Below are 13,671 nucleotides of genomic sequence, written 5' to 3' on the forward strand. Positions count from 1 at the left end.
TGCAACATCGGGATTCTGCTCCCTCTCCCGCAAGCGGGAGAGGTGAAGGAAAAATCCCGCCTAGCCCTTATCGCCCCACGCGCGTCCAGGTCTCGCCGCCGCACAGCGCGCCGACGCAGCCTTCGACGCGCAGCGTGCTCTCGCTAGTCACCGAGACACTGCTCGCATAGGTGCCGCCATCGTCGGCGTTGTAGATCTGGCCCGACCATTTGCCCGCGGCAACCGGCTGCATGCCGGAGAACAGCGGCAGCCCGATGATCGGCCGGTTGGCCAGCGACGGGTTGGGATTCTTGTTGTCGACCTGCGGTTTGCCGGTCGTCGGATCGATCGGGTCGCGCAGGCTCACCACCACGCCGCAAATGCCGCCGCCGCATTTGCTGACCTTGACGCGGGCATCGCCCGCCTGGGTCTGCCAGACGCCGAAAGGCTCAGGCGCGCCCTGTGCATGCGCGGCGGGCACAGCAAGTCCCGTCGCGACGATTGCGATCACGAATCCCAGTCTGCAGGCCATGGCTTATTCCCCAAGAGGCTGGCCTGAATAACAAGTCGAAAGATTTCTGCAATGACATATTCGCGCGAACAGGCGCGTGGTACCCGGAAATTTTATTGCTTTCTTCCCGGGCGGTCATGCTCAGGCAACGCGCAGCTGCGTAGCGATGGTTATCCCCAACGGGTCAGCCGAATCGAAATGATGGTCGCGAGGCCGAATGCCACCATCGCACCGCCGACCAGCGCAAACAGCGTCCACGCCGGGGCGCTCGCGGTGGCGAGCCACCAGCCGCCGATGCCGACCAGCAGCAGGCGGATGGTCCCGGCCAGCACCGGCCCGCCGACCCTGGCTGCGCCCTGCGAGGAGAAATAGAGGCAGACACCGACACCGAAGAAGCCGAAGGCCGGGCCGGCCAGCGCGAAATAGGACGAGGCCGCGGCAGTCACGCCTGGATCGGTGGTGAACAGAGCAATCCACAGCGTCGGCTTGAGTGCGACCACGAGTCCGACCAATCCGACGACAAGTCCGGCAACCGTGCCGGCGGTCCACGCCACCTTGCGGGCCCGCGTCACCAGTCCCGCACCAACAGCCATGCCGACCATCGGCACCGAGGCGACGCCGACCGCGAATGCGATCGGGATCAGCAGGAATTCCAGCCGTGAGCCCATGCCGTAACCGGCCAAGGTTTCGGTGCCGAAGCCCGCCAAAATCTTGGTGAAGATCAGGATGGTCAGCACGCTTTGCAGCGGCGACAGGCAGGAGATCGCGCCCACTTTCAGGATGTCGAGGAACATCGCGCGCTGAAAGCTGAAGGCGGCGAAGTCGAGCTTCAACCGGCTGCGGCCAGAGGCGAGATACCAGGCGAGGAAGATCGCACCACACGTGAAGGCCGTGAGCTGGCCCGCGGCGACGCCGCGCATGCCGAGGCTCGGCATGCCGAACAGCCCAAGACCCAGTACGCCGCCGACCGCGATCTGGATCATCGAGACGGTGATCAGCGTCATCGAGGGAACGCGCATATCGCCGGTGCCGCGCACGACAGAGGCGAGCGTGTTGACCAGCCAGATCGAGATCGCGCCGGAGAACAGCACCTGCGAGTAATGCATCGATTGTTCGAGCACACCGCCGCGTCCGCCGAGCAGCGCATAGAAGGTGCGGCCGAACCCCAGCATCATCACGGTGAAGAACAATCCGGCGCACCCACCGATGATCGCCGCATGCAGCGCCAGGTCGGCGGCGCGGTCGCGGTCGCCGGCGCCGAGCGCGCGGCTGATCGCCGACGAAACGCCGCCGCCCATCGCACCGGCCGACATCATCTGTGTCAGCATCGCAAACGGAAACACCAGCGCGATGCCGGCCAGCGGCTCGGTGCCGAGCCGGCCGATATAGGACGTCTCGGCGACCGCGACCAGCGTCGAGCCGAACATCGCGATGGTGTTGGGGACCGCCAGCCGCAGCAGCGTCGGCAGGATCGGTGCCGTCAGCAGATGATCGACCGGGACCGCAGGCGTGGCCGCGGCGGGGCTGATGTCGTCGATCGAGGCATCGATGGTCATGCGTCAGCGGCTCACTTCGCAAGCGGGAGAGTAGTGGCGCACTGCAATTCGACGCCAGTGAACCAGGCTCGCAATCAATAAATGATGATTGACATGTTACGAGTCCGAGCTGGGCCACGCCACCCGCGCTCGTGCAGGGGTCACCACGGCAGGCCGCATAGGTCGATCTTGCCCTGGCGCGGCGCGCGGACGATGTCGTTGACGAACGGCGTCATCGCCTCGAAGCGGATCTGCCCGGAGGGCTGTTCGCAAGTCACCTCGCCGGCGAAGGGATGCCAGCCGCGCGCCTGATAGAATGCGAAATTGTGCGGCTCGCAGAATAAGATTGCAAATTTCACGGCGTCATTGGCACGAATGGTGTGCACGGCGGCATCGAGCGCGAGCGACGCGTAGCCGCGCCGCCGGCAGTCCTCGCGGGTCGAGACCCCGCCGATGCCGCCGACATGCACCTTGTGGCCGTTCCAGGTGATGGTCCGGAAATAGATACCGACATGGCAGGCCAGCCCGCTGTCATCGGGCGCGTCGAGCAGCACGCGCAAATCCGCGTGAGCCCATTTGATGTCCGCCCATGGCTTGTTCTCCATGATATCCGGGCTCCAGACCGCCCGGAGCAGCGGCTCGGCGCGCCGCCATGACGCATCTCCGTTGAGAATGTCGATTTCGATGCTCATCGTCTCAGGTCCCTGGGTCTTGGTCTTCGGCTGCGCCGATCTGTCATACACGATCCGAAAATGCGGTGTTTCTCCGCCGTGGAACCTTCTATAAGGGGGACCCGTTAAGTGTAGTCTCCCACCCTCTGTTGGACATTACCCCATGACCTTCACGCTACCCGATCTGCCCTACGCCCACGACGCCCTTGCGCCCTACATGTCCAAGGAAACGCTGGAGTTTCACCACGACAAGCATCACCAGGCCTACGTCACCAACGGCAACAACGCGATCAAGGGGACCGAATTCGAAGGCAAGTCCCTCGAGGAGATCGTGAAGGGCTCGTTCGGCAAGAACGCGGCCGTCTTCAACAATGCCGGTCAGCACTACAACCACATCCACTTCTGGAAGTGGATGAAGCCGAATGGCGGCGGCAGCAAGCTGCCCGGTCGGCTGGAGAAGAAGATCAACGAGGATCTCGGCGGGTTCGAGAAGTTCAAGACCGACTTCGCTGCCGCCGGTGTCGGCCAGTTCGGCTCCGGCTGGGCCTGGCTGCAGGTCAAGGGCGGCAAGCTCGAGATCGCCAAGACCCCGAACGGCGAGAACCCGCTGGTCCATGGCGCAGTGCCGATCCTCGGCGTCGACGTCTGGGAGCACTCCTACTACATCGACTACCGCAACCGCCGTCCGGACTATCTGAAGGCGTTCGTCGACAGCCTCGTCAACTGGGACTACGTCGACGAGCTGTTCGGCAAGGCCGGCTAAGCGCAGATCGCAATTCGGCTCGACCCTCTTATACCCTCCCCTGGAGGGGTCGAGACGAGCGGAGCTCGCTCTTGGGTCGACGCGAATGAAATGAGCGGCGGGGTGGGGTGACGGTCTATCCACGCGCGACACTGTCCGTGTTGAGAGATCACCCCACCCCGTTTCGCATTCCGCTTCGCTTCATGCGAACCGACCCTCCCCCTCCAGGGGAGGGTAAGCCTTTGAGCGGCGCGTGCTGAGCTTCTCCACACACCAGCGGGGGCATTGGTGGGTAACGCGGCAAGCTATCTTCTCGTCTTTTTCGGCGGCGGCCTCGGCGCAACGCTGCGGCAGCTGATCAATGTCACCTGCGCGCGCTGCATCGGCACCGCGTTTCCCTACGGCACCTTCATCATCAACATCACGGGCTCGACCGTGATGGGCCTGATCGCCGGCTATCTCGCCTTCAAGGGCGAGGCCTCGCAGCCGTGGCGGCTGTTCCTGATGACCGGCATCCTCGGCGGCTACACCACTTTCTCCGCCTTCTCGCTCGACACCGCGGTTCTGTATGAGCGCGGCGAGCTCGGCCTTGCCGTGTTGTACGTCGCGGGCTCGGTGGCGTTGTCGATCGCGGGTCTGTTCGCCGGGCTTGCGATCGTGCGGCATTTGACTTGAGCTTGAATCGCGCCCTATCCCCATCGTCGTCCTGGCGAAAGCCAGGACCCATTACCCCAAGTCTCAATGTTGCGCGCGGCTGGGGCCACGATCCCGTTCATCACCGAGCGCGGTGGTTATGGGTCCTGGCTTTCGCCAGGACGACGCAAGGAGAGGGGCACCCGCACCCCCGCCATCCTGCGGAAACCATTCATCCCGGGAACCCGCCAACCGGCTCCGCCGGCGGCATTTCCCGCCTCCAAATTTCCCTTTGGTAACCTCGCCTTAACCATGATTAGCGTTTGGTTAGGGTCGGAATGCCGCGTGAAAAGCCCTCGTTTTGACATGTTGGCAGGGGAAGCAGGGCCCGGCTTTGGACGGGCCCCCCATGCGACAGATGTAAGAGGCTCTCGCGCAGTTTTTGCCGCGCCGGGCGTGTGGCCGTCGAACCGGTGCCGATTGGCGGCCCGCCTGATAGGGACACTTGCGTTGAGAGGATATTGCCGATGAATCCCGCCGACGTGGCTCAGTCAACTCTGCCACTGGCATCGAGCGATGTGTCGCTGATCGCGTTGTTTTGGCAGGCCCATTGGGTCGTCAAATGCGTGATGTTGGGACTTTTGTCCTGCTCGGTCTGGGTCTGGGCGATCGCGATCGACAAGATCCTGCTCTACGCCCGCACCAAGCGGGCGATGGACAAGTTCGAGCAAGCGTTCTGGTCCGGCCAGTCGATCGAGGAACTCTACCGGGCGCTCTCGGCCAAGCCGACCCAGTCGATGGCGGCCTGTTTCGTGGCGGCGATGCGGGAGTGGAAGCGCTCCTTCGAGAGCCAGTCGCGGTCCTTTGCCGGCCTGCAGGCCCGGATCGAGAAGGTCATGAACGTCTCGATCGCCCGGGAGGTGGAGCGGCTGGAACGCCGGCTGCTGGTGCTGGCCACCGTCGGCTCGGCCGGCCCCTTTGTCGGCCTGTTCGGCACCGTCTGGGGCATCATGTCGAGCTTCCAGTCGATCGCGGCCTCGAAAAACACCTCCCTGGCGGTGGTGGCGCCCGGTATCGCGGAAGCGCTGTTTGCGACCGCAATCGGCCTGATTGCCGCAATTCCGGCGACTATTTTCTACAATAAGTTCACCTCGGAGGTGAACCGGCAGGCCGCGCGCCTGGAGGGGTTCGCCGACGAGTTCTCCGCCATCCTGTCGCGTCAGATCGACGAGCGGGGCTGAGACTTATGATGGTCACTGTTGTGAGCGCACGATCATGGCGATGAGCATGGCAGGGTCCGGCGGTGGCAGACGCCGCCGCGGCGGGCGCAAGCCGGTCATGGCCGAGATCAACGTCACGCCGATGGTCGACGTGATGCTGGTGCTGCTGATCATCTTCATGGTCGCGGCGCCGCTGATGACGTCGAACATCGACATCGACCTGCCGGTCGCGAGCGGCGGCAAGTCGATCTCGTCGAACCAGCCGCCGCTGACGCTGTCGGTCAAGCGCACCGGCGGTGGCTGCAACTCGAATGTCGAGCTCTATCTGGGCGACGCGCCGATCACGGCCGCCGATTTTCCGGCCAAGATCAAGGCGATCGGGGACGCCCGGTCGGATGCCGAGAAAGTGGTCTATCTCCGTGGCGACAAGGATGTCTGTTACACGGATATGATGAAATTGCTCGGGGAGGTCCGGGCCGCGGGATTCAAGGCGAATATCGTCATCATCCCGGAAGGCGGATAACCACCATGCCAAGGCACGGGGAAGCCTGATTTGAAGGTCAAGGTCGACAAGACTCTGGCGGCATCGATCGCCCTGCACGTCCTCGTGATCGGGTGGGGCCTCGTGTCGTTTTCGACCAGGGCGTACGTCATGCCGGAAGAAGAGTCGGTCGCGGTCGATGTGATCTCCGCCGATCAGCTCTCCCATGTCATGACCGGCCAGAAGGACGGCAAGAAGGAAAATCCCAAGCCGCTGGTCGACAAGGTCGCCGAAGCCAAGCCGGTCGACGACATGGTCGGTAAGGTCGAGGAAAAGAAGCCGCCGGTGGTGACCGAAACCGCGCCCGCACCGACGCCGAAGGTCGAGAAGCCGGAAGACAAGAAGCCGGATCCGCCGAAGAAGGTCGAGAACAAGCCAAAGGAAGATCCGAAGCCGGTCGAGAAGAAGCCCGATCCGGAGAAGCCCGACCCGATCGCGGAAGCGATCAAGAAAGAAGAGAAGAAGCCGCCGCCGAAGCCGGTTCAGCAGGCCGCCAAGCCGCCGCCGGAGCAGAAGCCGAAGGATCGCGTGTTCGACCAGAGCAAGATCGCGGCGCTGCTCGACAAGCGCGACCCGACGCGGGCCGCGGCGACCGGCGATGCGCTCAATGCCAACGCTGCGCTCGGCACGGCGAAAGGCAGGGCCGCCGACAACTCCGCGACCTGGGGCGCGATGTTCAGGCAGCAGGTCGAACGCTGCTGGAAGAACAAGCCCTACGGCAGCATCGAGGAGCAGCGGACCCAGGTGGTGATCGACGTCGATCTGAAGCGCGACGGCACGCTGGCGCGCATGCCGGTGGCGGAAGGCTCGCCGGGCACGCCCTACATGCGCGTCTATCAGGAGAGTGCCTTGCGCGCGATTATCGCATGTCAGCCCTACAACCTGCCTGCGGGCTGGTTTGAGGAATGGAAGGCATTCGCACCCGTGTTCAAAGAGAATAATACGTAACGTCAGCTGCGACGCTTGACCCATAGCGGACAAAGTCTACCGACCATGACCGACAACAATGATTTGCGTGCAATGATGTTTCGCCTCGACCGCCGACAGATGATTTTCGGAATGGCCGCGCTTGGCGCACTCGCTGGCGTACCCCTCCGTCAGGCCGTCGGACAGGAAAGCGGGCGCAAGCAGATTCCCGTCCCGGGAGGCGAGTTCGCGCCGGTGCCGATCGCGATTCCGAATTTCTCGGCCGGCACGCCCGGCGATACCGAAGTCGGCGTCGGTGTTGCGCAGGTCATCACCAACAACCTCAAGCGCAGCGGCTTGTTTGCGCCGATCGACCAGGCTGCCTTTCTCGAGAAGCAGGTCAACATCGACGCGCCGCCGAACCTGAATAACTGGGCGAGCATCAAGGCGCAGGCGCTGGTGGTCGGGCGCATGACGCGCCAGGGCAACGGGCGCGTGAAGGCCGAATTCCGTCTCTGGGACGTCGGCACCGGCCAGCAACTCGCCGGCCAGTCTTACGACACCTCGGCCGAATACTGGCGGCGCATCGCGCACATCATCTCCGACCAGATCTACGAGCGCATGACCGGCGAGAAGGGCTATTTCGATACCCGCGTCGTGTTCGTCGACGAGAGCGGCGCTGCGGATCGCCGCGTCAAGCGGCTGGCGCTGATGGACCAGGACGGCGCCAACGTGCGCTATCTGACCCGCGGCTCGGATCTCGTGCTGACGCCGCGCTTCTCGCCGTCGACCCAGGAAATCACCTACATGGAGTTCGGGCAGGGCGACCCGCGGGTCTATCTGCTCAACATCGAGACCGGCCAGCGCGAGATCGTCGGCAACTTCCCGGGCATGTCGTTCTCGCCGCGCTTCTCGCCCGACGGCCAGCGCGTCATCATGAGCCTGCAGCAGGGCGGCAACTCCAACCTGTTCGTGATGGATCTGCGCTCGAAGTCGATGACGCGGCTGACCGACACGCCGGCGATCGACACCTCGCCATCCTACGCGCCCGACGGCACGCGGCTCTGCTTCGAATCCGATCGCGGTGGCAAGCCGCAGATCTACGTGATGCCGGCAACCGGCGGCGCGGCCCAGCGCATCTCGTTCGGCGACGGCACCTATTCGACCCCGGTATGGTCGCCGCGCGGCGACTACATCGCCTTCACCAAGCAGGGCGGCGGGCAGTTCGCGATCGGCATCATGAAGCCGGACGGCTCCGGCGAGCGCATCCTGACCTCGGGCTTCCACAATGAAGGCCCGACCTTTGCGCCGAACGGGCGCGTCGTGATGTTCTTCCGCGATCCCGGCGGCAACAGCGGTCCGTCGCTGTTCACCATCGACGTCTCCGGGCGCAACGAACTGCGGGTGCCGACCCCCGGTTTTGCCTCCGACCCCGCCTGGTCCCCGCTGTTGTCGTGAGGCTGGCGCAGAGCTGCTCCGGGGGAACTCCGGGGCGGTCGGCACTTCTTACCTAGCGCACTGAAACTTATGCCGAATTTCGATTATCAATGGGTCGCGGCAACGACTCGCTAACGATGTTCCCTCAGAAAGACTTCACCTGCGATCAGTAAGAGTGCGAGCTGAAAAGGACGCGCGCTCTCACAATGCAGTTTGCAAGTCAGACGGGAGAACCGGACCAGTCGATGTCGCCGACGATCTCCGCGGCGCTGGTCGATTCCCTGTTCATGAACCCCGCGCCCATGATCTTCGGCGCCTTCGGCCCCGCCATCGCGGGCGCCGTGATTGCGTTCGTCACCGGCAATCTGCTGTCCTGGCTGTGCGTGCCGCTCTTCATCGTGGTGGGTCTGGCGCGCGCGCTGCAGATGTACCGCTATCAGCAGCGCAGTTCCGGTCTCACCGTCGAAGAGTCCGTGACGTGGGAAAAGCGCTACCGGATCGGCAGTCTCGCCTACGGCATCGCGCTCGGCCTGTGGGGCGCCGCCGTCCTGCTCACGACCAGCGATGCCGCCGCCCATATGCTCTGCGTGACCACGGTGGTTGCCTACACCTCGGCGGGGGTAGGGCGGACCTTCGGCCGGCCGCAGATCTTCCACCAGCATCTGTTGATGTCGATCGGTCCCCTGATCGCGGCGCTGATGTATGTCGGCGGTCCCTATCACATCGCCCTTGCGCTGCTCAGCCTGGTGTTCTTCAGCGCCATCCGGCACCTCACCTCCGCCCTGCAGCGCATCTACGTCAACGCCTGGATCGCCAAGGAGCGCGAGGCGGCGCTGGCGCATCAGTTCGATACCGCGCTCAACAACATGCCGCACGGCCTGTGCATGTTCAGCGCCGACGGCCGCCTTGCGGTGATGAACCACCGATTCATCGAGATGATGGAGCTGTCGGACGATTTCGTGCAGCGCGGCGCCAGCGCGACCGATATCTGCAATGCCTGCGTGCTGTCCGGCGCGATCTCGGCCGCGGCCGCGCAACAGATTCTCTGCGAGATCGAGGGTTCCCAGCGCGGCGACATCGTCACCAGCGACCCCGATCCGGCCCAGAACCGTTCGCTGGACTGGACGTTCCAGCCGATGCCGGGCGGCGGCACGGTCATGCTGGTCGAGGACATCACCGAGCGCAAGGACGCCGAGGCCAGGATCAGCCATCTCGCGCGCTACGACGAACTGACCGCGCTGCCCAACCGCGTCAATTTCCGCGACGAGATCGGGCGGCTGCTCGCCATGCAGCACGGCGACCATCGCTCCGCATTGCTGTTCGTCGACCTCGACCAGTTCAAGCAGGTCAACGATACGCTCGGCCATCCCTGCGGCGACCAGCTGCTCTGCGCGGTCGCCGAACGGCTGCGCGAGATGCTGCGTCCGGAGGATTTTGTTGCCCGGTTCGGCGGCGACGAGTTCGTCGTGTTCCAGCAGAACATCCATTCGCATGAGGACGCCGCCGCGCTGGCGCGGCGCATCGTCGACCGCCTCAGCGAGCGCTACAAGATCGACAACCATCTGGTCGAGATCGGCGCCAGCGTCGGCATCGCGATGACCGCGCCCGGTGTCGGCGCCGACACGCTGCTGAAGAATGCCGACATGGCGCTCTACCGTGCCAAGGCCGACGGCCGCGGCACCTTCTGCTTCTTCCGCGACGAGATGGCCCAGACTGTCGAGGCCCGCCGCATCCTCGAGCTCGATCTGCGCAAGGCGCTCGCCAACGAGGAATTCGAGCTGTTCTACCAGCCGCTGATCAACCTGAAGTCCGGCAAGGTCTCGACCTGCGAGGCGCTGCTGCGCTGGAACCATCCGGCGCGCGGCACGGTCTCACCGGTCGACATCATTCCGGTCGCCGAGGATATGGGCCTGATCGTCGATCTCGGCCGCTGGATCCTGCGCAAGGCCTGCATGGAATGCATGAAGTGGCCGGAGGCGGTGAGCGTCGCGGTCAATTTCTCGCCGCAGCAGTTCCATCAGCGCGACGTGCTGAGCGAGGTCCGCTATGCGCTCGAGGTGTCCGGTCTGCCGGCGCACCGCCTCGAGATCGAGATCACCGAATCCTCGCTGCTGCACAACACCGAGCTGACCCACGACGTGCTGTCGCAACTGCGCTCGCTCGGGGTGCGGATCTCGCTGGACGATTTCGGCACCGGCTACTCGTCGCTCAGCTATCTGCACAATTTCCCGCTGCAGAAGGTCAAGATCGACCGCTCCTTCCTCGAAGGCATCGACAGCGATCGGCCGCTGACCTTGCTGCGCGGCGTGGCGCGGCTGTCCGCGGACCTCGGCATGTCGGTCGTGGTCGAGGGGATCGAGACCAACGAGCAGCTCGAACTGATCAGTTCCGACGGCGCTGTGACCGAAGCGCAGGGATACCTGTTCAGCCGGCCGGTTCCCGCCGTCCGCATCCGCCAGCTGCTCAATGCCTCGCATGGCCGGCGCACGGACGACCAACTGCACGTGGTTCCCTCGCGCTCGATCGCGTGAGCTGACGCACCGACTGTTTCAATCGATAGTTGTAAGCGCCTTTGACTGCACGATTCGAAATGCACCGTTGCGGTCAGAGGTTAACCGTATTGCCGCGATTGCTTTGACGAAAATTAAGAAGCTGTTAATCTTTTGGCTCGCGCGTTGAAGTTGTTGAGTTGTTTGGGGAGTTCCACATGAGGTCCGCGGCCGAAGCCATCAAGCCCGCGACAGGAAGGCTTGCGGACCCTCTGGATCAAGTCGACTACCGTCTCGCTCAGACTCCCGAACAGAAAGACGAAATCTACCGGCTGCGTTACCGCGCCTATCTGCGCGAAGGCGCGATCCGGCCCTCGGCGGACGAGCGCGTCGTCGATCAGTTCGACGATGCGCCGAACGCCTGGGTGTTCGGCGTCTATCTGCAAGGCGAGCTCTGCAGCTCGATCCGCATCACCGTGGCGACACCGGAGTGGCGCTCCTCGCCGACGCTCGACGTATTCGGCGATGTGCTGCTGCCGAAACTCGATCAGGGTCTGGTCTTCATCGATTCGACACGCTTCGTCGCGGACCCCGACAAGGCGCGGAACAATCCGGAACTGCCCTATGTCACGGTGCGGCTCGGCTCGACCGCGGGCGTGCATTTCAACGCCGATTACGGCCTGGCGCCGGTCCGGCCCGAGCACATGGCGTTCTACCGGCGCGTGTTCCTGCATGAGACCTGGTCGGAGCCGCGGCTCTACCCGGGGCTAGTGAAGCCGGTCGGGTTAATGGCGTCGCATCTGCCGACCGTGCGGGAACGTGTGCTCGCCCGCTATCCGTTCCTGCGCTCGAGCGCCTTCGAGCGGCGGATGCTGTTTGAGCGGGAAGGCCAGTTGCAGCCCGACGGTATCGTCCGGCCGTTCGAGCGCGCCTCGATCGTGCCGAATCCCTGAACAAACCGGCGTTCTGATCAATCTGACATCGATCGACTGTTGCGCGCGGGCCAAATTGTCCTGCAAAAGCGGCCGGTTCCTGCGGACCTTGGCTTCCCTTCACCATCGCGCCACATTTGCCACCCATTAACCATCGGGGGCGCTTTTCGCCATTGCCTGGCATTTGATCGGGTCCAGCAAGGTCTCGTCAAGGTTGACGGAACGTTCGCTTAACCATCGCCCTGTAGACCCAATGGACAGTACGAAGAGCGTGAGCGTGGAGGCTCCGGAATGAAATATCAGATGCGTATCCTCCAGGGTATGAAGCTGGCTGCGGTTCTGGCGGTGGCGTTGTCGATGGGTGCCTGCGCCAACAAGAACGGCATGGGCGCCGATGGCGCGATGGCGAGCGCCGCGACCCCGGGCAGCCAGCAGGATTTCGTGGTCAATGTCGGCGACCGTGTGTTCTTTGAGAGCGATCAGACCGATCTCAGCCCGCAGGCGACAGCGACCCTCGACAAGCAGGCGCAGTGGCTGCAGACCTACAACCGTTATTCCTTCACCATCGAAGGTCATGCCGACGAGCGTGGCACGCGCGAATACAACATCGCGCTCGGTGCGCGCCGTGCCCAGTCGGTTCGCGCCTATCTCGCTTCGCGCGGCATCGACCCGAACCGCATGCGCACCATCTCCTACGGCAAGGAGCGCCCGGTCGCGGTCTGTAACGACATCTCCTGCTGGTCGCAGAACCGCCGCGCCGTCACCGTGCTGAACGCCAGTTCCTGACGCGATCCTGGACGAGTTTGCCAAGCCGGCGCCTTCGGGCGCCGGTTTTGTTTTGGTCGCATGAAGGCCTGACCCGGCTTCATCAACATGAACGAAGCTGCGTGCAATTGGCCGCTTGCTTGTTCCACCGTCCGTACTAAACCGGTATCCGCGACGCTGTCCCGGATTTGAACTGCCAGTCACAATTCCGGCGTACTCCGTCTTTCAATGTCGCTCGCTTTTCACGTCGATCTCGTCGTCAGGGCAAAATGTCATCCAGGCTTCATTTTCTTTCCTCCGCCGCGGCGATCGCGGCGCTGTTCGCCGTTTCCGCACCAGCGTTTGCCCAATCCGACGATTCCGATGCCGAGATGCGGATCGAGCGGCTGGAGAACCAGCTCCGGCAGCTGACCGGCCAGAACGAGGAGCTGCAGTACCGCAACCGCCAGCTCGAGGAGCGCCTGCGCCAGCTCGGCGGCCAGCCGCCCGGCCCGAATGGACAGCCTCCGGCGGCCCAGCCCGGTGTCGCGGCGGCGCCGCCGGCGCAGCAGGGTTACCCGCAGGCGCAGCCAGGCTACGCCCAGCCGCAGCAAGGGTATGGCCGGCAGCCGCAGGGTGGCTATGACCAGCAGCAGATCGCGGCGCCCGCGCCGATCGTGCAGGAGCCGGCACCGGCGGCAGCTCCCCCCGGCCGCCGCGGCCGCGGCGACGCCTTCGATCCGACCCAGAATCCGAATGCCCCCGGCGCTCCGCGCGTGCTCGGTGGCGGCGGCCAGATGCCGATGCAGAACGATGCGGCGGTCGGCGCGCCGGGCGGCCGCGGAGCGGGCGAGCCGCTCGATCTCGGCAACACCAGTCCGCAGCGGGCGCCCGGCGCGAGCGCGGCCCTGACCACGTTGCCGCCGTCGGCGACGCCGAAGGACGAGTTCGACCTCGGCATCGGCTATATGCAACGCAAGGACTATGCGCTCGCCGAAGAGACGATGAAGAACTTCGCCACCAAGTATCCGAGCGATCCTTTGGTGGCGGATTCGCAATACTGGCTCGGCGAAAGCTATTTCCAGCGCCAGCAATATCGCGATGCTGCGGAAACCTTCCTCGGTGTGACCACCAAGTTCGACAAATCCGCGAAAGCGCCCGACGCGCTGCTGCGGCTCGGCCAGTCGCTGGCGGCGCTGAAGGAAAAGGAAGCCGCCTGCGCCGCGTTCGGCGAGATCACGCGGAAGTATCCGCGCGCGTCCGGCGGGGTCAAAGCTGCGGTTGACCGCGAGCAGAAGCGCGTGAAGTGCTAAACCAGCCGGGGGAGGCCG

Annotated in this window: 13 protein-coding genes; 10 read left to right on the forward strand and 3 right to left on the reverse strand. The window is 64.3% G+C overall.

What is annotated here, in order from left to right; translation table 11 throughout:
• Positions 1 to 67: 67 nt before the first annotated feature.
• From ACE10Z_RS06955 to ACE10Z_RS06965, 3 genes are all read right to left on the reverse strand, one after another.
• A complete protein-coding gene (locus ACE10Z_RS06955; RefSeq protein ID WP_375787283.1) occupies positions 68 to 511 on the reverse strand; it encodes a DUF2147 domain-containing protein in 444 nt (147 codons plus the stop codon).
• Positions 512 to 660: 149 nt separating this feature from the next.
• A complete protein-coding gene (locus ACE10Z_RS06960) occupies positions 661 to 2,046 on the reverse strand; it encodes an MATE family efflux transporter (RefSeq protein WP_375787284.1) in 1,386 nt (461 codons plus the stop codon).
• 140 nt (positions 2,047 to 2,186) lie between these two features.
• Positions 2,187 to 2,717: a GNAT family N-acetyltransferase gene (locus tag ACE10Z_RS06965; protein WP_375787285.1), complete on the reverse strand. Its 531-nt coding sequence runs from the start codon at positions 2,715 to 2,717 to the stop codon at positions 2,187 to 2,189.
• 142 nt (positions 2,718 to 2,859) lie between these two features.
• On the opposite strand from ACE10Z_RS06965, the gene ACE10Z_RS06970 reads away from it, so the two are divergent.
• The 10 genes from ACE10Z_RS06970 (at position 2,860) to ybgF (ending at position 13,653) form a co-directional block, all read left to right on the forward strand.
• Positions 2,860 to 3,459, forward strand: coding sequence for a superoxide dismutase (locus tag ACE10Z_RS06970; protein WP_021078629.1), 600 nt, complete (start codon positions 2,860 to 2,862; stop codon positions 3,457 to 3,459).
• Between the two features lie 267 nt (positions 3,460 to 3,726).
• Positions 3,727 to 4,113, forward strand: a complete 387-nt coding sequence (gene crcB, locus ACE10Z_RS06975; protein WP_375787286.1) for a fluoride efflux transporter CrcB — start codon at positions 3,727 to 3,729, stop codon at positions 4,111 to 4,113.
• Positions 4,114 to 4,598: 485 nt separating this feature from the next.
• The gene (gene tolQ, locus ACE10Z_RS06980; protein ID WP_016846954.1) at positions 4,599 to 5,312 is read left to right on the forward strand and encodes a protein TolQ; all 714 of its coding nucleotides are present in this window, start codon (positions 4,599 to 4,601) and stop codon (positions 5,310 to 5,312) included.
• 34 nt (positions 5,313 to 5,346) lie between these two features.
• Positions 5,347 to 5,814 (forward strand): biopolymer transporter ExbD, encoded by a 468-nt coding sequence (locus ACE10Z_RS06985; RefSeq protein ID WP_097676111.1) that lies wholly within the window; start codon positions 5,347 to 5,349, stop codon positions 5,812 to 5,814.
• 30 nt (positions 5,815 to 5,844) lie between these two features.
• Positions 5,845 to 6,780, forward strand: coding sequence for a cell envelope integrity protein TolA (locus ACE10Z_RS06990; RefSeq protein WP_375787287.1), 936 nt, complete (start codon positions 5,845 to 5,847; stop codon positions 6,778 to 6,780).
• Positions 6,781 to 6,852: 72 nt separating this feature from the next.
• Positions 6,853 to 8,196, forward strand: coding sequence for a Tol-Pal system beta propeller repeat protein TolB (gene tolB / locus ACE10Z_RS06995; RefSeq protein ID WP_375789764.1), 1,344 nt, complete (start codon positions 6,853 to 6,855; stop codon positions 8,194 to 8,196).
• A 185-nt stretch (positions 8,197 to 8,381) separates the two neighbouring features.
• Entirely contained in the window at positions 8,382 to 10,706 is a 2,325-nt protein-coding gene (locus ACE10Z_RS07000; protein ID WP_375787288.1) for a putative bifunctional diguanylate cyclase/phosphodiesterase, read from the forward strand.
• Positions 10,707 to 10,882: 176 nt separating this feature from the next.
• On the forward strand, positions 10,883 to 11,617 hold the full coding sequence (locus ACE10Z_RS07005) for a hypothetical protein (RefSeq protein WP_212320437.1): 735 nt from the start codon (positions 10,883 to 10,885) through the stop codon (positions 11,615 to 11,617).
• A 270-nt stretch (positions 11,618 to 11,887) separates the two neighbouring features.
• A complete protein-coding gene (gene pal, locus ACE10Z_RS07010; RefSeq protein ID WP_375787289.1) occupies positions 11,888 to 12,382 on the forward strand; it encodes a peptidoglycan-associated lipoprotein Pal in 495 nt (164 codons plus the stop codon).
• Between the two features lie 248 nt (positions 12,383 to 12,630).
• Positions 12,631 to 13,653, forward strand: coding sequence for a tol-pal system protein YbgF (gene ybgF / locus ACE10Z_RS07015; RefSeq protein ID WP_375787290.1), 1,023 nt, complete (start codon positions 12,631 to 12,633; stop codon positions 13,651 to 13,653).
• Positions 13,654 to 13,671 lie beyond the last annotated feature (18 nt).

Source organism: Bradyrhizobium sp. Pha-3, assembly GCF_042258615.1.
Classification (GTDB): Bacteria; Pseudomonadota; Alphaproteobacteria; order Rhizobiales; family Xanthobacteraceae; genus Bradyrhizobium.

What these genes read in the sequence shown, in the direction of transcription:
- ACE10Z_RS06955 (WP_375787283.1), bottom strand. Translation starts at nt 511, where the DNA reads ATGGCCTGCAGACTGGGATTCGTGATCGCAATCGTCGCGACGGGACTT.
- ACE10Z_RS06960 (WP_375787284.1), bottom strand. Translation starts at nt 2,046, where the DNA reads ATGACCATCGATGCCTCGATCGACGACATCAGCCCCGCCGCGGCCACG.
- ACE10Z_RS06965 (WP_375787285.1), bottom strand. Translation starts at nt 2,717, where the DNA reads ATGAGCATCGAAATCGACATTCTCAACGGAGATGCGTCATGGCGGCGC.
- ACE10Z_RS06970 (WP_021078629.1), top strand. Translation starts at nt 2,860, where the DNA reads ATGACCTTCACGCTACCCGATCTGCCCTACGCCCACGACGCCCTTGCG.
- tolQ (WP_016846954.1), top strand. Translation starts at nt 4,599, where the DNA reads ATGAATCCCGCCGACGTGGCTCAGTCAACTCTGCCACTGGCATCGAGC.
- ACE10Z_RS06985 (WP_097676111.1), top strand. Translation starts at nt 5,347, where the DNA reads ATGGCGATGAGCATGGCAGGGTCCGGCGGTGGCAGACGCCGCCGCGGC.
- tolB (WP_375789764.1), top strand. Translation starts at nt 6,853, where the DNA reads ATGATGTTTCGCCTCGACCGCCGACAGATGATTTTCGGAATGGCCGCG.
- ACE10Z_RS07000 (WP_375787288.1), top strand. Translation starts at nt 8,382, where the DNA reads ATGCAGTTTGCAAGTCAGACGGGAGAACCGGACCAGTCGATGTCGCCG.
- ACE10Z_RS07005 (WP_212320437.1), top strand. Translation starts at nt 10,883, where the DNA reads ATGAGGTCCGCGGCCGAAGCCATCAAGCCCGCGACAGGAAGGCTTGCG.
- pal (WP_375787289.1), top strand. Translation starts at nt 11,888, where the DNA reads ATGAAATATCAGATGCGTATCCTCCAGGGTATGAAGCTGGCTGCGGTT.
- ybgF (WP_375787290.1), top strand. Translation starts at nt 12,631, where the DNA reads ATGTCATCCAGGCTTCATTTTCTTTCCTCCGCCGCGGCGATCGCGGCG.